This window comes from Clostridium isatidis (genome assembly GCF_002285495.1).
In the GTDB taxonomy this organism is placed as follows: Bacteria; Bacillota; Clostridia; order Clostridiales; family Clostridiaceae; genus Clostridium; species Clostridium isatidis.
In genome coordinates, this window is record NZ_CP016786.1 from 1,016,048 (window position 1) to 1,036,995 (window position 20,948).

Below are 20,948 nucleotides of genomic sequence, written 5' to 3' on the forward strand. Positions count from 1 at the left end.
TTTTCTGCAAATTATCATATACAAATATCTTGGATAACTTTATAAAATGAAAATCGAGGTGAAATACTATGAGTAGATATTCTGCTGAAGAATTAAAAAAAGCACTACAAGTTGTTTCTTCAACTATTAAAAACTGTGAAAAAATGCAGCCAAAGTTTGATAAGGGAACTGCTCAGCATACCCTATTAAAAAATAGAATAAAAGCATTGTATATTTCAAAAGCACTAATATTAAAAGAATATGTTACAGATAAATACGCCAAAGAAGAATTAATCTGAAATAAACTATACATATAAAAGGAATGGTACAAATGAAAATTGCAATTGCAGGAGCAGGAGCTATGGGAAGTAGATTTGGAATAATGCTTCACAAAGCTGGAAATGATGTAATACTAATTGATACCTGGACAGATCATGTAAATGCTATTAAAAAATTCGGATTAAAAGCTAATTTTAATGGTGAAGATATTGTAGAAAAAATTCCAATTTTCTTTCCTGAGGAAGTTCAAGATTATAAGGACAGTATAGATGTTGTAATACTTTTTACAAAAGCGATGCAATTAGAAAGTATTTTAAAGTCAATAAAACCTATATTAAAAAAAGACACTAAAGTTCTATGCTTATTAAATGGATTAGGCCATGAAGATACTATTGAAAAATACATTGATAAGAAAAATATATTACTAGGTAATACAATTTGGACAGCCTCAATAATTGGACCTGGTGAAGTGAAACTTTTTGGTGATGGCGAATTAGACCTTCAAAATGTGCATCCTGCCGGAAAAGAAGTTGCTCTAGAAATAGTAAAAATTCTTAAAGATGCAGGCTTAAATGGTAATTATAGAGAAAATGTAAAATATTCTATATGGAGAAAGGCTTGTTTAAATGGTGCTATTAATGGAATATGTACTATTTTAGATACTAATATTATGAGCTTTGGTGCAACAAAGGTAAGTAGCCAAATTATAACTACAATCATAAATGAATTTGCTGCAGTTGCAAAAGTAGAAAACATTATTCTTGATGTTGAAGAAATAAAAAAACTAATAATATCTACCTATGATCCAAATAAAATAGGAAGCCATTATCCATCGATGCATCAAGATCTAATTCAAAATAAACGTCTTACCGAAATTGATTATATAAATGGTGCAGTGTTCCGAAAGGGGAAAAAATATAATATTCCAACCCCTTATTGCCAATTAATCACAGAACTAGTTCATGCAAAAGAAGAAATTTTAGGAGCAAAATAAATATTTAAATTAATAAAATACCAAATGCCCTACAAAATGATTATCTTAATATCTATTTTATAGGGCATTTTATTATTACTTAATTCAAGGCTTATTTCTTTTTATGAAATTATTTTTATAGTATAATAATATAGAATCTATTTAAGAAAGTATATTTTAAATTAAGTATTGCGAGGTATAAAATATGTTAACTCCAATGATGAGACAATATCTAGAAATAAAAGAAAATTATAAGGACTGTATACTATTTTTTAGATTGGGTGATTTTTATGAAATGTTCTTTGAAGATGCTAAAATAGCTTCAAGGGAGCTAGAATTAGTTTTAACCGGCAGAGATTGCGGTCTTGAAGAAAGGGCTCCTATGTGTGGTATTCCTTTTCATGCAGCCTCATCCTATATAGCAAAACTTATTAGCAAGGGCTATAAAGTAGCAATTGGAGAACAGGTAGAAGACCCTGCTACTGCAAAGGGAATAGTTAAAAGAGATGTTATTAAGGTTATTACTCCTGGTACATATATAGAAAATAATGAAGATAGTGAATATAAAAATACTTACTTAATGTGTATAGTAGAAGAGAATGGTCATTATGCCATAGCTTCTTCAGATATATCCACTGGTGAATTTAAAGTTACAAGCTTTAAAGCTGCTTTATCAAGCTTATTAGATGAAATAACTAAAATTTCACCTAAGGAAATCATTGTAGACTTAAATATAAAGAAAGAACTATTAAAGGAAATAAAATCTATAACTTCAGCCTTAATTACAAGGAGAGATATTTCTAAAAATATATGCAGTGATGAAGAACTCCTAAATCAATTTTCAGAAGTATGTGTTGCTAATTTAAATGATTTATCAAAAACTGTATCTAAGGTTTTACTAAAATATATATATGATACTCAAAAGATAGCCTTAACTAATATTAATCTTTTAGAGTATTACGATATAGTTAACTATATGACTATAGATGGTAACTCAAGAAGAAATTTAGAGCTTACGGAAAATCTTAAGGAAAAATCTAAAAAAGGCAGCTTGATTTGGGTATTAGATAAAACTGCTACTTCTATGGGCGGAAGGGCAATAAGAAAATGGATAGAAGAACCTCTAATAGTAAAGTCTGAAATAGAAAAAAGACTAGAAGGAGTGGAAGAACTATATAACAATGCCTACTTTAATGAAGACTTAAGAGATTTACTTAAGGAAATTTATGATATAGAAAGAATAGTAGGTAAAATATCAAATAAGAATGTAAATGCTAAAGATTTAATTTCCTTAAAATGCTCTTTAGAGAAACTTCCAGGTATTAAAAAGCATTTATCGGATGCAACTTCGGCTATCTTAAAAGAATGGCATAATGATTTAGATGAATTAACAGATATTAAAGATCTTTTATCTAAAGCCATATTAGATGATCCATCTATTAATATAAAAGAAGGTAACATTATAAAAGATGGTTTCAACCAAGAAGTTGATAGCCTAAGAACTGCTAAACTTCATGGTAAGGAATGGATAGCTGCTCTAGAAAATAGAGAAAGAGAATTTACAGGCATCAAATCCTTAAAGGTTGGTTACAATAAAGTATTTGGTTACTATATAGAAATATCTAAAGCAAATTATGATGCCATTCCAGAAGGAAGATATATAAGAAAGCAAACATTGGCTAATGCAGAAAGATTTATAACTCAAGAATTAAAAGAAATGGAAGATAAGATACTAGGTGCTGAAGAAAAACTTATTAGTTTAGAATATAACTTATTTGTAGAAATTAGAGATACAATTGAAAAAGAAATTCCAAGACTTAAACAAAGTGCTAGAATTATCGGTGCCCTAGATGCATTATCTACTCTGGCAGTTGTTGCTGTAGAAAATGATTATGTTAAACCTAGTATAAATGAAGAAGGTATTATAGAAATAAAAGAAGGAAGACATCCAGTAGTAGAAAAAGTTATTGGTAAAGGTGAATTTGTATCTAATGATACTTTTTTAAATCAAAAGGATAACAGATTGCTCTTGATAACCGGTCCAAATATGGCTGGTAAATCTACCTATATGAGGCAGGTAGCCCTTATAACCCTTATGGCACAAATAGGCTCCTTTGTACCAGCAAAATCTGCTAATATTTCTATTTGCGATAAGATATTTACAAGAATAGGGGCTTCAGATGATTTGGCAGGCGGAAAATCTACCTTCATGGTTGAAATGTGGGAAGTATCTAATATCCTTAAAAATGCAACTTCAAAAAGTTTAGTATTGTTAGACGAGGTAGGAAGAGGAACCTCTACTTATGACGGATTAAGTATAGCTTGGTCAGTAATAGAATATATATCCAAAAACAATAAGCTAAAATGCAAAACTCTATTTGCAACCCACTATCATGAATTAACAAAACTTGAAGGAGTTATTGAAGGAGTTAAAAACTACTCTGTTGCTGTTAGCGAAATTGATGATAATATTATCTTCCTAAGAAAAATAGTAGAAGGTGGAGCAGATCAATCTTATGGAATTGAAGTTGCAAAACTTGCAGGTCTTCCACAGGAAGTTATTAATAGGGCAAAGGAAATACTTGCTACCCTAGAAGATTCTTCAGATAATATTTCAATAGATGCATCTACTATTAAGGAAGTGGCAATAGATAAAGATAAAAATAATAATGATTATTTTAAAATTGAAGCAGAAGAAAAAGATGAAGCTATAAAAGATGTAGATTTAGAAAATACTACTACAAACAAGAGGTATAAGAAAAAAGCTGTAAATGAGCTTATTGATTATCAAATAGACTTTACAATGATAGAAAAAGATAATTTAATTAATTCAATTGCAGATATAGATATTATGGCCTTAACTCCTATGGATGCAATGAATAAGTTATATAAATTAACCTTAGAAGCTAAAAGGTTAAAATAGTTACTAGTTTAGAACTTTAAGCTTTTAAATATAACAATAGGAGGTGAAGATATTTGAAAAGAATAAACTTATTAGATGAACATACCTCTAATAAAATAGCAGCTGGAGAAGTTGTAGAACGTCCTTCTTCAGTTGTAAAGGAATTAGTAGAAAATTCAATAGATGCAGAAGCTAAGAACATCACAATAGAAATAGAAGATGGTGGCATTGTCCTAATAAGAATAATAGATGATGGTATTGGAATTCATAAGGATGATGTTAGAAAGGCTTTTTTACCCCATGCTACTTCAAAAATAAAGAGTGTTGAAGATATATATTCTATCAATTCCCTTGGCTTTAGAGGTGAAGCATTAGCTTCTATAGCCGCAGTTTCAAAAGTACTCCTTAAAACTAAAATAGAAGGAGAGGAATTTGGTACTGTAATTTCTATTGATGGTGGAGAAATACAATATACAAGTGAAGTTGGAACTAATAAGGGTACAGTAATAGAAGTAAGGGATTTGTTTTATAATGTGCCTGCTCGATTAAAATTCTTAAAATCCAGCTCCAGAGAGGGATCCTTAATTAATGATATAGTTAATAGAATAGCCCTATCTCATCCTGATATCTCCTTTAAACTGTATAACAACGGAAAGAAAGTCCTTCATACCTATGGTACTGGAGATTTAAAGGATGTAATTAGAACTATATATGGTAAAAAAATAAGTGAAGAATTAATATACTTTGAAGCTATGGGAGATGATATTTCCCTTTACGGATACATAGGAAAAGAAGAAATTGCAAGAGGCTCAAGAAATAATCAAAGTATTTTTGTTAACGGAAGATATATAAAGAATAAAACAATAGTAGCAGCAGTAGAAAACGCCTTTAAATCCTTTGCTACAGTAAATAAGTTTCCTTTCTTTGTTTTATTTATTGACGTTTACCCTGAGTTTGTAGATGTTAATATACATCCGACAAAGGCAGAAATAAAATTCAAAGAAGAAAGAGGAGTATTTAAAAAGGTCTTTGACGCTGTACATAAATCCCTAAAAGATGATGTGTTTAATGACTTCTTTATCCCTGAAGATGAAAAAATAAAACCTGAAATTGAAGAAGAAAAGGTTGAAAAGATTAGCTTCGATATAGATTTTATGGAAAAAATAAAGGAAACTACTTCTTCAAATCCATTGTCATATAACGATATAAAAAAAGAAGAAGATTTGTATGAAAGCCTAAAAACTTTAAAAGAAGAAGGAAAACTTAATTTAAAGACTAATATAAATAATAGTAAGACTTTTAATCAAGATATTATAACTGAAAGTGCTATAATAAAAGATATTACTAATGAAGTTATAAAAGAAAATAATGATTATAAGACAGCAGAAAATAGAACTCCTAAATTTCCAGCTCTAAGGGTAATTGGTCAATTTAATAAAACCTATATATTAGCTGAATATGAAGAAGTACTTTATATGATAGACCAACATGCAGCTCATGAAAAAATACTTTTTGAAAAATATTTAAAAAGCATAGAAGAGGGGGATATAATAGTACAGAAGCTTCTAGTACCAGCTCTTATAGACTTAACTACTGATGATTATATTTATTATGAAGAAAACGCTAAAGTATTTGCCAAGGCAGGCTTTACAGTTGAAAATTTTGGTGGAAATACAATAGCCTTAAAAGAAGTACCTTATTTTGTAGGTAAGTTAGATCCTAGAAATCTATTTATAAACATATTAGATAATATTAAAGCCTTAGGCAGTGGAAAAACTACCGAAGTAAAATATAATAAAATTGCTACAATGGCTTGTAAGGCAGCAGTAAAAGCAAATGATTCATTAACTACAATAGAAATGGAAAAACTAATAGATGATTTAAGATATATAGATGATCCTTTTCATTGTCCACATGGAAGACCAGTAATTATTAAATTTACTAATTATGAGCTAGAGAAGAAATTTAGAAGAATAGTATAAGGTGATTATATGAAAGATAAATTATTAGTCCTAGCAGGGCCAACAGCTGTTGGTAAAACAGAATTATCTATAAAATTAGCTAAAGCTCTAAATGGAGAAATAGTTTCTACAGATTCAATGCAAATTTATAAATATATGGATATAGGTTCTGCTAAAGTTACAGAAGAGGAAATGCATGGAATAAAACATCATATGCTAGATATTATAGAGCCTTCGCAAAAATTTACTGTCTCTGATTATAAAGAACTAGCGGAAAAAGCTATAGAAGATATTTTATCTAGAAAAAAATTACCTATTTTAGCAGGTGGTACAGGGTTATATATAAATTCTGTAACATGCAATATGGATTTTACAGAAGCTGATAGTGATGAAAAATATAGAAAAGAGTTAGAAAGATTGGCAGAAGAAAAAGGGAATGAGTATCTTCATAATTTGCTTAAAGATATAGATCCAATAAGCTATAAGGAGATACATTATAATAACAGAAAAAGAGTTATCAGAGCATTAGAAGTATATAAGCTGACAGGTAAACCCTTTAGTTCTTTTAACGTAGGAGAAGAATTTTATAATAGTAAATATGATGTAAAATACTATGTGCTGACAATGGATAGGGCAAAATTATACGAAAGAATAAATAAAAGGGTAGATATAATGATGTCAGAAGGATTGCTAGAAGAGTGCATAAAACTTAAAAATATTGGGTATAATTCTTCTATGCAATCAATGCAAGGTATCGGCTACAAAGAGATATTCTACTTTCTAGAAAATAAAATATCATTAGAAGAAGCAGTAGAACTTATTAAAAAAGGAACAAGAAATTATGCTAAAAGGCAATTAACATGGTTTAGAAGAGATCCAAGAGCAATTTTTATAAATAAAGATTTATTTGATAATGATGATGAAATATTAGAATATATTTTAAATGACTTTAAAGCTTAATATTATTGTAAAATTTATGGAGGTTATATTTTATGGTAAAGCAACAACAACAAAATAATTTACAAGACATTTTCCTAAATGGAGCAAGGAAAAATAAAATACCTGTAACTATTTACTTATCTAGCGGCTTTCAATTAAAAGGGCTAGTTAAAGGTTTTGATAGTTTTACAGTAGTATTAGAAACTGATGGAAAGCAGATTTTAGTTTATAAACACGCTATAACAACAATCACTCCAGCTAATCCAATACTTTTTAAAAATAAATCTGAAGAGTAGGATATTCCTACTCTTTTATAATATCCTTTGAAAAAATAATAAAATATGCTAATATGTTAATTATGTAATAATATTTATAGAGGGGAGAGTTTACATAATTAATTTTATGTAATAATTTATATGCTAAAAGTAACAGAAGAATTAATGATGAAAAATTATAAAATTAAATCAGGAACTTTTGAGCTTTATAAACAAGCACTTAATGACGTCAAAGAAGTTTTTGAAGCTTATGATGAAATCAGAGAATTTAATCAAATGAAAGTACTAACAGCTTTACAAGAGGAAAGAATTAGCGAATCTCATTTTACTAATTCATCAGGATATGGTTATGATGATATCGGAAGAGATTCTCTAGATAAGGTATATGCAAGAGTATTTAATACAGAAAGTGCAATAGTTAGGCCTCATTTTGTTAATGGTACTCACGCCTTAGGATGTGCACTAATGGGAAACCTAAGAACCGGAGATACAATGGTTTGCATTTCAGGTACTCCTTATGATACTCTGCATAATGTAATAGGCATAAGCGGAAAAGAAAATATAGGTTCTCTAAAGGAATATGGAGTACACTATAAACAAGTAGATTTAAAAGATGGCAAGTTTGACTTAGATAAAATAAAAGAAATTCTACTAGAAGATAAAAGCATAAAACTTGTACATATACAAAGAAGTACTGGATATGGCTGGAGAAACTCCTTCTTGGTAAGCGAATTAGGAGAAGTAATAAAATTTATAAAAGATATTAGAGAAGATGTTATTATTTTTGTAGATAACTGTTATGGGGAATTTATTGATACTATAGAACCAACAGATGTTGGAGCTGATTTAGTAGCAGGCTCCTTAATAAAAAATATTGGTGGAGGTATTTCACCAACTGGAGGCTATATAGCAGGTAAGGCAAAATATGTTGAGCAAGCAGCTTACAGGTTAACTGTTCCTGGAATAGGCGGGGAGTGCGGTTCTACTTTTGGTGTAATGAGACAATTATACCAAGGTCTATTCTTAGCTCCACATGTTGCAATGGAGGCAGTAAAAGGAGCAGTTTTCTGTTCAAGAGTTATGGAACTTGCTGGCTTTGAAGTGTTACCTAAATACAATGAAAAGAGAAGCGACATAATTCAAGCTATTAAGTTTAATGATAAAGAAAAGCTTATTCAATTCTGCAAGGGAATTCAAAAAGGTTCTCCAATAGATTCCTTTGTTGAATGCGAACCTTGGGCAATGCCTGGTTATAATGATGAAGTAATAATGGCAGCTGGGGCTTTTATTCAAGGTTCTTCAATAGAATTATCAGCTGATGCACCGATAAGAGACCCTTATATTGCATATCTTCAAGGGGGACTTACTTTTGATCATGCAAAGATCGGTGTTTTAATAGCTTTAAATAATATTATATAAAAAAGGCTGCTTAAGGCAGCCTTTTTAATTAATATAATCATAAATTTCTACATTCACTACTTCAGAATATTTTGCTATATAAACAATCACATAAAATAAATAGGAAACTGATTTTATAGTTGATGCTGAAATCGCAGCATATAAGTATATATTAAACCCATTAATAATAAAAAATATTATTGGAACTAATGATAATAAGATAACTGGTACTAATAATGCAAAAATAATTCTAGCTTCTTTGATAACTTCTTTTGATCTTACTTTTGCTGAAAAAATACTTATATACACTTTTATATTATCTGCTTTAAAAGCTTTTGGCAAAAACATGGTACTTATAAATGTGAATATATATCCTAATATTAAATACATAAAAATAAGTATAAATAAAAATTTTAAACCAACAATAATAAAATCCTTGAGAAAGTCATCAACAAATGGAAATAACAAATAACCAAAATTAAAAGCAAAAACACATGCAACTAGAACTCTTAGTATTAGAATAATATTATTATATTTATTCTTTGGAATATTGTTCTCATCTAGTAGTAGATCTTTTTCATCATCTCCTAAAGAATTTTTTCTATAAATGGAAACCTTCAAAGTGCACCTCCAAAAAAATAAGAGTCATATTATAATATATGACTCTTATCCATTTAATATGCTCTATATAAACCAACTAATTTACCAAGTATAGAACAATCTTTAACAATAATCGGCTCCATTGTATCATTTTCAGGTTGAAGCCTTATATGATTATTTTCTTTATAAAACCTTTTTATAGTTGCCTCATTTTCTATTAAGGCTACAACAATGTCTCCATTTTCAGCAGTTTGATTTCTTTCAATTATTGCATAGTCACCATTATGAATTCCTGCATTTATCATGCTGTCTCCAGTAACTCTTAACATAAACAATTCGTTATTATGCTTAATATAATCTAATGGAATAGGGAAGGTATCCTCTATATTTTCCGTAGCTAAAATCGGGATTCCTGCTGTTACTCTTCCAACCAAAGGCACGTTTAACATTTCTTTTTTATTAATTGTATTTTCCATTATTTCTAACGCTCTAGGTTTAGTTGGATCTCGTTTAATTAACCCTTTTTTCTCAAGTCTTCTTAAATGACCATGAACTGTAGAAGTGGATTTTAGATTAACAGCTTCACATATTTCTCTTACGGAAGGTGGATAACCTTTAGCTTCGGTAAATATTTTTAAAAATTCATAAATTTCTAATTGTTTATCTTTGAGTTCATCCATTATTAACACCTCGCTTTAACAATATTATATCATACAATAATGTTAATATCAAACTTACGTTCTATTTAGATAAGACTTACTATAAAATATATCAATTGATATAGTAAATATGATTTGATATAATATAGTTTATGTATAAATATCATACTATATAGGTGGTGTTAATTATGAACTTTAACAAATATACCGAAGACGATTATTGCGATATATATTCAAACAGAATATGTGATAACTGCGGTGATTGTTTAAAAGAATACGGCATAGATTTAAGAGCTATTAAAATTGAAGATATAGCTAAAACGGTTGAAGAAAATGAATTCTTAGAAAATGAATATAAAAAAGCGTTAGAAGCATCTGAGGAAGAAATTGAAAACCTTGAAGATAATACTGAAGCTTTTATCGACGATAGTTATACTTTCATTGAAGAAGGTTATAATGATGAGTACAACGACGAATACATTGATGCATTTGAAAATGTAGAATATATTGATGATTTAAATATCTTTACAGAAGGAGATTTTGAGGAATTAACAGAAGAAATATATCCTGGATTTAGAAAATACAAAGGCTAAGTCTAAACAATAATCTAAAAAGGTCTGCTAATTGCGGACCTTTTTTATAATTTTGATAACGGGTTAGATTTTACTGCATCTCTTAAGATTTCATCATCTACGTGAGTATATATTTGAGTTGTAGAAATATTTTCGTGTCCTAAAATACTTTGCAGACTTCTTATATCAACATTTCCATGCTTGTACATAAGGGTAGCAGCAGTATGCCTTAATTTGTGAGGAGTATATTTATTGTAATCAAACCCAGCCTTTTGAATATACTTTTTCACTAATAATTCTACAGTTCTTTTATTTATTGGTTGATAACGAGAGGAGAGTAGCAGGAATTCTTTTGCATCTCCTTTACATTTTGAAGTATCTCTAACCTTCATATAATTATTTATTGCTTTAAGGCAAGCTTCATTTAAATATACAGTTCTTTCTTTATTACCTTTTCCTATAATCGTTAACGTATCTCCCTTAATTTTATTTATTTTAATATTACAAAGTTCTGATAAACGCATTCCACAATTTAAAAATAAAGTTAAAATGCAATAATCTCTATAATAATTTTTATCTGTTGTATCTAAACTGTTAAGAAGTTTTAAACTTTCATCAAGAGTTAAATATATAGGATTTCTTTTATTTATCTTTGGTGCCTCAAGCTCTAAGGCCGGATTATAATCTATAATTTTAGCCTTGTTTTGCAAGAATTTAAAATAAGCCCTTAAAGTAGCAACTTTTCTAGCTCTAGCATGATAGCCGTTATCTCTTTGTTTTTCTGCATAAGATAAAAAGGCGTATAAATCTGTAAGTTTTATATTTCTAACGAAATCATTATCAATATCCTTAATATTAATTTCTTCAAATTCTATATTATCATTTTGAACTAAGCCTTTATATACTTTCAAAAATCTAAAAAATAAACTTAAATCTATTTCATAACCGCTAATAGTATTTATAGATTTTCCTTTTATCGTTTCTAAATAATTCAAAAAATCGATTGCGCTTTCTGGTAAATTTTTAATTTCAAATTGTTGAATACCATACATATTTAAAGAATTGTTTTTATTTAAATTTATTTTTTCAACAGAATTGATTTCTATTTTTGTATTATTTTTCTTAGCAAGTTTTTTAGCTTTTTTTATACTTCGGTTAAGCCCCAAATCTTTTAACCATATCTGAACATTCCTTACCCCTGTATTATATATTTCAGCAATCTTAGCAGTAGGCAACTTATGAACAACAGTTAACTTAAATAAATCCTCAATAATAGGCTCATAAACCTTCTTTGTTTCAAGTTTTTTATATTCTTCATAAACCTTATCTAATTTATTTCTTTCTTTAACTGACAAATTCACTTGTAAAAGCGACATTATTTCATCTTGATAGAGATAATTTTTATATTTATTATTTTTCGTATTTAAATTCATAATTTTTTTCACCCCCAAAATCGCTCTGAAGCCTTGATTTTATTATATCATACAGAAATTCTTTTTGCAACATAACGAATTTCACTAAATGTATATTTAGCGAAATAAATATAAATATTTTAGGTAACGAATAACTAAAATTTTTAAAAACTATTACTATTACATTATACATCGTTCTTAAATTCTATATAATAAGACATAAATCATTATATATTTTAATTATTAACTCAAAAGCTAATTATTTTAAGTTATTTTATCTAATATTGTATTTATTAAAACTATTATAAAAATATATTGGATTTTTTGCTATAAATCTTTTATGAATATTTATGTTCACATTTTTATCCACCAGTGTTATCATTTATCATTTTATCAATATATCAAATTTTTTTAAATTAAACATAGTTTTAAATATCCTTATATATTTTGAATTTAATTTTACTTCAAATGATTGCTTATTAATTTATATAATAAATATTATGTAAAGTCATAACCATAATATATATTATGTAAACTAGGCTATTAAATCATCTTTATAAGATTTAATCAAAAAACCTAAACCAAATGATAAAAAATATCACTAGGCTTAGGTTTATAACTAACTTATTTTAAACAAATTCTATTTCATAAGTTATTTTATTAAATTTTTCTCTTATCTCTTCTATTTCGTCAATTTCTATATCTTCTATTATATTTTTTAAATACTTGCTCTTAAAACCATTAATAAAGGTAACATTGCCTTCCTTTACAAGTTTAAATTTTTCATTATTTAAATTCATTATCCTTATACTTGGTTTTTTACTAACATTATTCCAAGTCTTCTCAAGGTATTCATTAATTTTTTTAGCCTTTTGCTCCAAGGAATTATGATTTAATTTTTCATAAGAGTTATTTATATACAAAATTGTATCAGGAATATCATCTACGTTTATATTCTTTCTTAATATTGTAAATAATAATAAATCTAAAGCTTCATATATTTTTCCTTCTTTGCTATTATTGCAGGATTTTATTATTTCTATATCTTCTAAGAAATCCCCTCCAATTATTTTTTTAAATTTAGGATATTCTCTAAAGTAGATAAAATAGTTTTTAAATCTGCTTGAATTCAAATTTTTATATAAAAGGGTCATCATTATAAAAATATTAAAATGCTTTTTAAATTTATTTCCTTCGTTAATGCCATTTACAACCAACGTTTCTTTCTTTGAATAGTTTTTTATACTTTCTAAATATTTATTAACTAGCTTTATATTTAAATCTATTTCTTTCTTCGAAATTCTTTCCCTATTCGATAACTCTATAATTATAGGGAGTAAATCTTTTACTTCAAAATTACCACTATCTAGATACTCTTTAAAATATATAGGATCTTCTTTTAAAAATAGACTTTTATATTTTATTATTTTTCTTGAACTAAGATTTTGATAATTTAAATTATTATATCTTTTTAAACTTAAATTTTTTTCAAATACTCCTATTCTTTCTCTTAGAAATGATAAAAGCTTTCTATATTCCTTACTTGAATAGCCAAGACCTAATCTTGTTTCTAAAGCTAATTTTTTTGTTTCCTCTGATGATGCATTTTCTGATTTCAACCATTTTCCTAAATTTGATGGTTTTTCAGCCTTTACATCTAAAGAAATCTGTTCACTAAATAATTCAATTACGTCCTTTTGTAAAGAAGTATTAAACAAAGCATATAAATCATCGTATCTTCCGTACTTAGGAATTAAAGATAAATTTTCTATTATAAAATCCGGGTTAGTATTAGCTAAATATCTTAGTAGAATTTTAAAAATCCTTTTTTCACCAAGACCATTATATTTATCACGAATAAATATTAAAAGTTTTAGAGCATCTTTATGATTATAGTTTATGCATTTTATAAATCTCGCAATAATACTACTTTCCTCTTCTTCTCTTATGGAACTTACATTATCAATAAAATCGTATATAGGATTGTCCTTGTAGCAAGAATCCTCTTCCATGTCTATTTCTGATAACTTTATCATTTCATTTCTAAATTTACTTAATAAATTCTCCATGCAAATTTCCTTTCATAATAGATATAAACAAGACACATTTTTATAATAGCTGTTAGTGTCTTAGGAGCACTAGATACATTTTTTAACCAGCTGTTTGTATCTCATTTAAATATTATGTTATTGTAATCCTTTTTAGAATAGTAAAATTTATTTTTCTTACTTCTTTTCTACAATTCTTTTAATTAATTCAGTTTTTATTAGTTCAGACTTAGAACTAGCTTTATTAAAAACTCTTATCTGTTTATATTCAACTCCCTTTAAATTAAAATCTAATATATCTATTCTATCCCCTAAATATATTAAAGGCTTATTTATTCCTTTCAAATATAATTGTATTTCCATATTAACCTCTTGCCGTTATTACTTATTCTTGTCTATTTTTATATTCTTCTATCTGCCTATTTAAAGCTTCTAAATATTCAAGTCTTTCATACTTATATAAAAGTTGTTCCTCAATTTCTTCTTTTTCCGAAAGCAATTCATTTAATAATCCATAATTACTGGAATTTTCATTCATCTTTTTATCTAATTCTTCTATACTACTTTCTAAAGCTTGTATATCCGAATAGATAGTCTCAAATTCCTTTTGTTCTTTAAAAGTAAATTTAGGCTTTGAATTTTTCTTATTATTAATATTATTCTTTTTATTTTTTTCTTTCTTTACTACTTTATCACTTTCTTCTTTTTCAGCTAACAATCTTTCCTTAACACCTAAATAATCACTATAATTTCCTACGTATTCTCTTATATAACCTCCACCTTCATAAGCAAAAATCTTATTGCATAACCTATCTAAGAAATATCTGTCATGGGATACTATAATAATAACACCTAAATATTCATCTAAGAAGTCTTCTAGAATTTTTAATGTTTCAATATCTAAATCATTTGTAGGCTCATCAAGAATTAATACATTCGGAGAAGCCATTAATACCCTTAGTAAATGCAGCCTTCTCCTCTCCCCACCGGATAATTTTCCTATAGGTGTATATTGCATAGTTCCGTCAAATAAAAATCTTTCAGCCAATTGGGAGGCTGTTATGTATTCTCCTTTTTCTGTAGGAATATATTCAGCTACTTCTTTTATATAGTCAATAGCTCTCATGTTTAGATTCATTTCACTATCATCTTGACTAAATAGACCTATTTGAACTGTTTCTCCAATTTCAATAGTTCCACTATCAATTTTTATTTTATTGGTAATTAAGTTTACTAATGTAGTTTTACCAGCTCCATTAGGTCCTATAATCCCTACTCTATCATCTTTAGTAAATATATAGCTAAAACCCTTTATTATAGTTTTATCTGCAAATTTTTTAGAAATATTATTTATCTCAATTATTTTCTTTCCAAGTCTTTTCCCAATGAAAGGTATATCTATTTCTGTATTTATTTCGTTATATTCTTGATTTACTAGTTCATCAAACCTCTGAAGTCTAGCCTTTTGTTTAGTAGTTCTTGCTTTAGCACCTCTTCTTACCCACTTTAATTCTTTTAAAATTAGTTTTTGCCTCTTCTCTTCCCTAGCAGCTTCAATCTGTAATCTTTCTGATTTCTTTTCTAGATATTTACTATAATTTCCACTGTATGAGTATAAATTACCCCTATCTAATTCTATAATTCTGTTTGTTACCCTATCTAAAAAATATCTATCATGGGTAATCATAATTAATGATCCTTTTCTATTATTTAAATATTCCTCAAGCCATTCAATAGAATCCGAATCTAAATGGTTAGTAGGCTCATCTAGTACAAGCAATTCACAAGGAGCAATTAGTGAAGAAGCTAAAAATACTCTCTTTCTTTGCCCCCCTGATAGCTCTCCCATCTTTTTATTAAAATCCTTTATACCTAATTTAGTTAATATTGTTTTTGCATCACTTTCTAAGTCCCAAAGATTCAGTGTATCTATTTGACTTTGCAATTCTATTAATCTATCACTAAGACTTGAATCATATTTAACTTTTTCTAACATATCTTCATATTCCATAAGGAGTCTCATTTCCTTTGAATCCCCTCTAAATATTTGATCTAAAATGGTAGAATTTTCATTGTATTCTGTATTTTGAGCTAAATATTCTATTCTTATATTTTTTCCCTTAGTTATATTTCCATCAAAAAACTCTTCTCTACCTGCAAGTATTTTTAATAAAGTAGATTTTCCAGTTCCATTTAACCCTATTAAGCCTATTTTATCTCCATCACTTATACTTAGATTTACATTATTTAATAGTATTTTTTCACTATATGTTTTACTTATATTTTCTAACGTAATTAAATTCATTGTATTCTCCTTACTTTTTAGACTTATATACTCATTTTAATTAAAAAGCATCATTTACACAACTCCTTATACTAAAAAAGAGCTGTATTAAACAGCTCTTTCTGTAACTTTAAAAGAATATTTTTTAAACAATTTTGACATTACAGGAACTCCTATAATAGATACCACTACAAATTCACCTAGGGCAACTTGTAAGATTGAAAGTGTTAAAGGTAAACTAAACATAAAGTTTAATTCCCAGCCAACTATAATGCCGTTAAATATTGTAGGCCATAATGACGCTATAAATAAGCTCATTTTTCCATTTTTCATATATTTAGACGTAAAATATATAGATGAAACACTTAAAAAAGTAGCAAAAGTACCTAGTCCAACATCTATTGGACCTAATGGACTATTAAAGTTTGCTACAAAACAGCCTAAAGTTAAACCTAGTATATATAGAGGATCTGCAAATGATAGCAATACCAGTATTTCTGATAATCTAAATTGAATATTTCCATAAGCAATTGGTGATATTATTAATGTTATCGCTACATAAATTGCTGCAACTAATGCAGTCTTAACTAATCTGCTTGTTAAATTATTTCTCATATGTTTTCAACCTTTCTATATAATAATTTCTATTAAAATTAAAAGGCGTCTAAATAGACACCTCACAACTTTAGTAAATAGTATTAAAATTTATTCGCAAAAACAAAATAGAAAATTCATAATAAAATGAACCCTCTATGTTATAAACAAAATTCAACGAAATTAATTTTGTACTATTACCTAGTTTTGTTTATAGACAGGAGGTTTTCGAACTGTCTTATTAAATTACTATATAATTATAGTTTCTTTATATAATCTTGTCAATTATTATATATCAACTTATTGTTTAAAAAATCTACTAATTTATCATAAGTCCTTTCCTTATTAGTCCATAAATCTCTAGTCCAAATTCTGTAGAAATCTATATTATTATCTTCTAATTCTTTCTTAATATATAGATCATCAATAAAAATAAAATCATTATAATTAGTAACATCCCCATCAATAAGGATTGCAATTTTATTTTTTAATTTAATATCATTAATTAAAATAGGTACCTTATATACTCCTATCTTGTAATTTCTTATATAGTTATAACCGAGCCCTGCTATATGCTTAGATAAGCTTTCTACAAATATTTCATGTCTATCTTTAGAATATTTCTTTATATAATCCCTTTCTAGTTCTTTTAAGTCATCATTTAATTTATGAATTTCTTCCTCTATCAAATCACTATAATTTATATATTTATCTTTCAACATTAATATTATTCTCTCTTTTAAATTTATATCTTTTATAAAATCGATATATTTACTATTAAGTTTATTGTCAAAGATAATTATTTTTTCAAAATTAGACATATACTTTTGAAAATTATCTATTTTATATAGCGAATCCAAATCTGTCAATATACAAGGAAATAGTTTTTCATAAAGCTCTTCATTATCATAATCTATTTTTTCTTTAGTTAATTTAGATACTTGAAGTTTTTCTCTAATAATATTATTCCATACAAGGTTAAGAGAATTTCTCATTAATTCATCTTTTAATTTCAAATCATTTTCTATTTCCCCAATTAAATTTTCATATTTATTAGAAGTCTCTAAAAAATCTTTATTCAATACTTCAGTATTTTCTATTTCAAAAAATAATTTTAAATAATCTATATTGTTTATTAAATCTTTTATCTCATCCTTATACTCTAAACTTGAATAACAATAATCTAGAATATCTAATTCAATTTTTTCTAAACTATCTATATAATTTATTGTTTCTTTAATATTACAACTTATATTAATAATCTTAATATAAGCCTCTAATTTTTCCTTAATATCTTCTGAAAAAATATAGCTTTTAATTAAAGCATTATATTCTTCCTCTATTAATATCTCTTTTAAGAAAACTATTTCATTTAAATAATAATTCAAATTATTTAAATTACCAATGTACTCATCTTTTATATCTTTTTCTATCTTTTTAAACTCTTCAACTCTTTTTTCATATTCAGTATCTTTAAATTTTTTATAAATAAATTTAAAGATACTTTTCTTTTCTTTTTGTTTTATCATTCCAGAATTATATTTTATATTCACAATATTTGCTAATACCTCTACATCTTCTTCTTTCATGTTTTGATTTACAAAATAATTATCCAAAAAGTCTTTTGTATATTTTGAATTAATAAGTGGTATTTTAAGATTTTCTCTTTTATTTAATTCTTTTAACCTTAATAACGCTTCTTTATATACATAAAAATTTATTTCATTTTGTAATACTTTGAACATAGAATTATCTATATATCTTCTATATCTTAAATATTTATCTATAATTTCAGAATTAATTATCCTTTCCTTTGCATTTTTTAATTCTTCATAACTATAATCCATAAAAGGTTTCTTAATCCTAAATATTTTATAGTAGTTATATAAATAATCATATTTACTAAGTTTTTTATAAGTAATATTATACTTTTCTATTAGTGATAAATTATTTTCATCTTTATTCCGAAGTAACTTTATTAATTTTAAAATAATATCTATTTTTCTTTCGATTTTTCTAGATATAACGTCAACTTTACTTATGTAAGTTTTTCCTGTAAGCTCTGGCAAACTTAATATTTGCTCCTTTAAATAATTTTTAAAATCAATATCTTCAGTAAGATTTATTACTTTTCCATTCAATAATTTAATTATTCTATTGTCTTTCAAAGTATTTAAAGAATCTTGGGAAACAATTAAAATCTTATTTTTATTGAAAATTAAATTTTGAACCAGTTTCTCAAAAATAATTAATAAATTTTCCTCTGAAATATTATCTATTAGCAGAATTTTATCTTTATATTTATTTAATGCTAAATACGAAAGATAATCTAAATTATTCTTTATATTAAGATTATTAAGCTCCTGAGTAAAAGCCATAGTACTATGAGTTGCTAATACGCAACAACCTCCTTTTTAATTACTAAAAGTATCGATACATTATATGCTTAAAATTATTAATTTATTATAAAAAAATTAATTATATTAATTTAATTGTCAATAATATAGATATCATATATATCTAAAGGAGGTTGTCTTTTGAAATATATAAAAAAATGTATCAAATTACACATCCTAACTATACTATTAACTACATTAATAATTTTAGTCTATTTAAAAGGAGCAATTTTAATTACTTTAGATATTATTTACCAGACCAAAGTTTCTAATAAAAGTATTGCAACAATTTACGAATTAAATGATTATTATCCTTCAACTAATATGGATATAAATAAATTAAAATACAAGGAAAGTAATTCTGATAATGTTTATATAGATATCTATAAATCAAAGAAACAAAACTCTCCTTCCCCTGTAGTTATATATGTTCATGGTGGAAGTTGGATCTTTGGTAATAATGGTATCCCCATAGGAATGGAGCCTGTAATAGAAGCTTTTAATAAAAAAGGCTTTACAATAATCAGTCTTTCATATGAATTATTAAGAGAAGATATACCTATCTCTAAACCAATATCTGATGTAAAAGATGCTATAAGGTGGGTATATAAGAATAAAGAAGAATACAATTTTGATACAGATGAGATCGGACTTATTGGTGTATCCTCTGGAGCACATTTATCACTTTTAGCTGCTTATTCAGATGATAAAGAATTTATAGACGATAGAAGACTTGCCGAATATCCTTCTAAGGTTAAATATGTAATAGATGTTTTTGGTCCTACTGAATTATCAACTTTAGATTTCTCAATTATAGATGAAGATATTAGAGACGATATAACGGCCTTAAAAAACATAGATATTATAAAAAATATTTATAGTCCAATATACTATGTTGATGAAAATTCCCCAAGCACTTTAATAATACATAGTAAAGAGGATGAAATAGTACCATATGAAAATGCTTTATCTTTATATCAGCGTTTAAAAAATAAAAATATTGATACAAAATTACTAACTTTGAAATCAGGAAGTCATAATTTTGAAGGTTATGAGCCTAAGGAAGTTTTTTATTTAATTTATGAAATATTTAAATTTTTAACATATAACACAAGACTGTAAAGAAAGCTGCACACAATTTACAGTGTGCAGCTTTCTTTCTAATTAGCCTCTTTTTCTAGTTCAAAGATTCTTTGTCTTTCCTCTAAAGTTAAATCAACTGAACTTTCTCTCTTTTTTATTAGTTTTTCTAATTCAGCATATTTTTCATCACCAAGTTTTTTTCTAATTACTTCTGCTTTCATATTCTTTAATTCATTTTTTTCCTTTCCTGATAAAATTCCCCCACTTTGTACTTTCTTTCTAAACTCGTTTATTCTTGCTTTCTGCGATTGATTTAAAAAACCTTCATTTTCAGGAGTCCAAAAGTTATCAAATTTTTCTTCATCTAAATTAAAATTGTAGTTATTAAAAACTCTCAGTGCATTTGACTTAGTTTCTATTTTATCGGAAGCTTGTACACTTTTCGCCTGAGTTTCCAATGAATTAAAAACTACAATATTAAATATAGATGCGAATAGTACTATTGATTTTAAAAAATAAAATTTCATCTTTTGTACCTCCCTTATATTTTATTTTTCATTATTAGTATGTTACAAATTAAAATTTTTAATTGTT

At 26.6% G+C, this 20,948-nt stretch carries 17 protein-coding genes and 1 pseudogene; 9 read left to right on the forward strand and 9 right to left on the reverse strand.

Features of this window, described 5'->3' with window-relative positions:
* Positions 1-68 precede the first annotated feature (68 nt).
* The 7 genes and pseudogenes from BEN51_RS04825 to BEN51_RS04855 form a co-directional block, all read left to right on the forward strand.
* A pseudogene (locus BEN51_RS04825) lies at positions 69-275 on the forward strand (hypothetical protein); the annotation flags it as partial.
* Positions 276-310: 35 nt separating this feature from the next.
* The gene (locus tag BEN51_RS04830; RefSeq protein WP_119864946.1) at positions 311-1,252 is read left to right on the forward strand and encodes a 2-dehydropantoate 2-reductase; all 942 of its coding nucleotides are present in this window, start codon (positions 311-313) and stop codon (positions 1,250-1,252) included.
* Between the two features lie 184 nt (positions 1,253-1,436).
* Positions 1,437-4,154 carry a DNA mismatch repair protein MutS gene (mutS, locus tag BEN51_RS04835; RefSeq protein WP_119864947.1) on the forward strand — a complete coding sequence of 906 codons (2,718 nt, stop codon included), beginning with the start codon at positions 1,437-1,439 and terminating at the stop codon, positions 4,152-4,154.
* Positions 4,155-4,207: 53 nt separating this feature from the next.
* Positions 4,208-6,115 carry a DNA mismatch repair endonuclease MutL gene (mutL, locus tag BEN51_RS04840; RefSeq protein WP_119864948.1) on the forward strand — a complete coding sequence of 636 codons (1,908 nt, stop codon included), beginning with the start codon at positions 4,208-4,210 and terminating at the stop codon, positions 6,113-6,115.
* 9 nt (positions 6,116-6,124) lie between these two features.
* Positions 6,125-7,054: a tRNA (adenosine(37)-N6)-dimethylallyltransferase MiaA gene (miaA, locus tag BEN51_RS04845; RefSeq protein WP_119864949.1), complete on the forward strand. Its 930-nt coding sequence runs from the start codon at positions 6,125-6,127 to the stop codon at positions 7,052-7,054.
* Between the two features lie 32 nt (positions 7,055-7,086).
* The gene (gene hfq, locus BEN51_RS04850) at positions 7,087-7,329 is read left to right on the forward strand and encodes an RNA chaperone Hfq (protein WP_119864950.1); all 243 of its coding nucleotides are present in this window, start codon (positions 7,087-7,089) and stop codon (positions 7,327-7,329) included.
* A 120-nt stretch (positions 7,330-7,449) separates the two neighbouring features.
* On the forward strand, positions 7,450-8,727 hold the full coding sequence (locus tag BEN51_RS04855) for a methionine gamma-lyase family protein (protein WP_119864951.1): 1,278 nt from the start codon (positions 7,450-7,452) through the stop codon (positions 8,725-8,727).
* Positions 8,728-8,751: 24 nt separating this feature from the next.
* Here the strand turns inward: BEN51_RS04855 and BEN51_RS04860 are convergent, their stop codons facing one another.
* Together BEN51_RS04860 and lexA are read right to left on the reverse strand one after the other, a co-directional pair.
* Positions 8,752-9,327 carry a hypothetical protein gene (locus BEN51_RS04860; protein WP_119864952.1) on the reverse strand — a complete coding sequence of 192 codons (576 nt, stop codon included), beginning with the start codon at positions 9,325-9,327 and terminating at the stop codon, positions 8,752-8,754.
* A 53-nt stretch (positions 9,328-9,380) separates the two neighbouring features.
* Complete coding sequence (gene lexA / locus BEN51_RS04865) at positions 9,381-9,986, reverse strand: transcriptional repressor LexA (RefSeq protein WP_119864953.1); 606 nt, start codon at positions 9,984-9,986, stop codon at positions 9,381-9,383.
* A 167-nt stretch (positions 9,987-10,153) separates the two neighbouring features.
* On the opposite strand from lexA, the gene BEN51_RS04870 reads away from it, so the two are divergent.
* Positions 10,154-10,558 (forward strand): hypothetical protein, encoded by a 405-nt coding sequence (locus tag BEN51_RS04870; RefSeq protein ID WP_119864954.1) that lies wholly within the window; start codon positions 10,154-10,156, stop codon positions 10,556-10,558.
* A gap of 44 nt (positions 10,559-10,602) precedes the next feature.
* Here BEN51_RS04870 and BEN51_RS04875 read toward each other — a convergent pair whose 3' ends face one another.
* The 6 genes from BEN51_RS04875 to BEN51_RS04905 form a co-directional block, all read right to left on the reverse strand.
* Positions 10,603-11,589: a tyrosine recombinase XerC gene (locus BEN51_RS04875; protein ID WP_236906279.1), complete on the reverse strand. Its 987-nt coding sequence runs from the start codon at positions 11,587-11,589 to the stop codon at positions 10,603-10,605.
* Positions 11,590-12,578: 989 nt separating this feature from the next.
* The gene (locus BEN51_RS04885; protein ID WP_119864957.1) at positions 12,579-14,018 is read right to left on the reverse strand and encodes a DUF2828 family protein; all 1,440 of its coding nucleotides are present in this window, start codon (positions 14,016-14,018) and stop codon (positions 12,579-12,581) included.
* 156 nt (positions 14,019-14,174) lie between these two features.
* On the reverse strand, positions 14,175-14,360 hold the full coding sequence (locus BEN51_RS04890) for a hypothetical protein (protein ID WP_119864958.1): 186 nt from the start codon (positions 14,358-14,360) through the stop codon (positions 14,175-14,177).
* Between the two features lie 22 nt (positions 14,361-14,382).
* Positions 14,383-16,302: an ABC-F family ATP-binding cassette domain-containing protein gene (locus tag BEN51_RS04895; RefSeq protein WP_119864959.1), complete on the reverse strand. Its 1,920-nt coding sequence runs from the start codon at positions 16,300-16,302 to the stop codon at positions 14,383-14,385.
* 87 nt (positions 16,303-16,389) lie between these two features.
* A complete protein-coding gene (locus tag BEN51_RS04900; RefSeq protein WP_119864960.1) occupies positions 16,390-16,896 on the reverse strand; it encodes a QueT transporter family protein in 507 nt (168 codons plus the stop codon).
* 260 nt (positions 16,897-17,156) lie between these two features.
* Positions 17,157-19,253, reverse strand: coding sequence for a hypothetical protein (locus tag BEN51_RS04905; RefSeq protein ID WP_119864961.1), 2,097 nt, complete (start codon positions 19,251-19,253; stop codon positions 17,157-17,159).
* A 159-nt stretch (positions 19,254-19,412) separates the two neighbouring features.
* Between BEN51_RS04905 and BEN51_RS04910 the strand changes: the two genes are divergently transcribed.
* The gene (locus tag BEN51_RS04910; protein ID WP_119864962.1) at positions 19,413-20,393 is read left to right on the forward strand and encodes an alpha/beta hydrolase; all 981 of its coding nucleotides are present in this window, start codon (positions 19,413-19,415) and stop codon (positions 20,391-20,393) included.
* A gap of 38 nt (positions 20,394-20,431) precedes the next feature.
* Here the strand turns inward: BEN51_RS04910 and BEN51_RS04915 are convergent, their stop codons facing one another.
* On the reverse strand, positions 20,432-20,881 hold the full coding sequence (locus tag BEN51_RS04915; protein WP_119864963.1) for a hypothetical protein: 450 nt from the start codon (positions 20,879-20,881) through the stop codon (positions 20,432-20,434).
* Positions 20,882-20,948: the final 67 nt, after the last annotated feature.

Coding starts and splice junctions, on each gene's coding strand:
- BEN51_RS04870 (WP_119864954.1), top strand. CDS start 10,154: ATGAACTTTAACAAATATACCGAAGACGATTATTGCGATATATATTCA.
- BEN51_RS04875 (WP_236906279.1), bottom strand. CDS start 11,589: ATGTATGGTATTCAACAATTTGAAATTAAAAATTTACCAGAAAGCGCA.
- BEN51_RS04900 (WP_119864960.1), bottom strand. CDS start 16,896: ATGAGAAATAATTTAACAAGCAGATTAGTTAAGACTGCATTAGTTGCA.
- lexA (WP_119864953.1), bottom strand. CDS start 9,986: ATGGATGAACTCAAAGATAAACAATTAGAAATTTATGAATTTTTAAAA.
- miaA (WP_119864949.1), top strand. CDS start 6,125: ATGAAAGATAAATTATTAGTCCTAGCAGGGCCAACAGCTGTTGGTAAA.
- BEN51_RS04885 (WP_119864957.1), bottom strand. CDS start 14,018: ATGGAGAATTTATTAAGTAAATTTAGAAATGAAATGATAAAGTTATCA.
- BEN51_RS04915 (WP_119864963.1), bottom strand. CDS start 20,881: ATGAAATTTTATTTTTTAAAATCAATAGTACTATTCGCATCTATATTT.
- BEN51_RS04895 (WP_119864959.1), bottom strand. CDS start 16,302: ATGAATTTAATTACGTTAGAAAATATAAGTAAAACATATAGTGAAAAA.
- hfq (WP_119864950.1), top strand. CDS start 7,087: ATGGTAAAGCAACAACAACAAAATAATTTACAAGACATTTTCCTAAAT.
- BEN51_RS04890 (WP_119864958.1), bottom strand. CDS start 14,360: ATGGAAATACAATTATATTTGAAAGGAATAAATAAGCCTTTAATATAT.
- BEN51_RS04830 (WP_119864946.1), top strand. CDS start 311: ATGAAAATTGCAATTGCAGGAGCAGGAGCTATGGGAAGTAGATTTGGA.
- mutS (WP_119864947.1), top strand. CDS start 1,437: ATGTTAACTCCAATGATGAGACAATATCTAGAAATAAAAGAAAATTAT.
- BEN51_RS04905 (WP_119864961.1), bottom strand. CDS start 19,253: ATGGCTTTTACTCAGGAGCTTAATAATCTTAATATAAAGAATAATTTA.
- BEN51_RS04855 (WP_119864951.1), top strand. CDS start 7,450: ATGCTAAAAGTAACAGAAGAATTAATGATGAAAAATTATAAAATTAAA.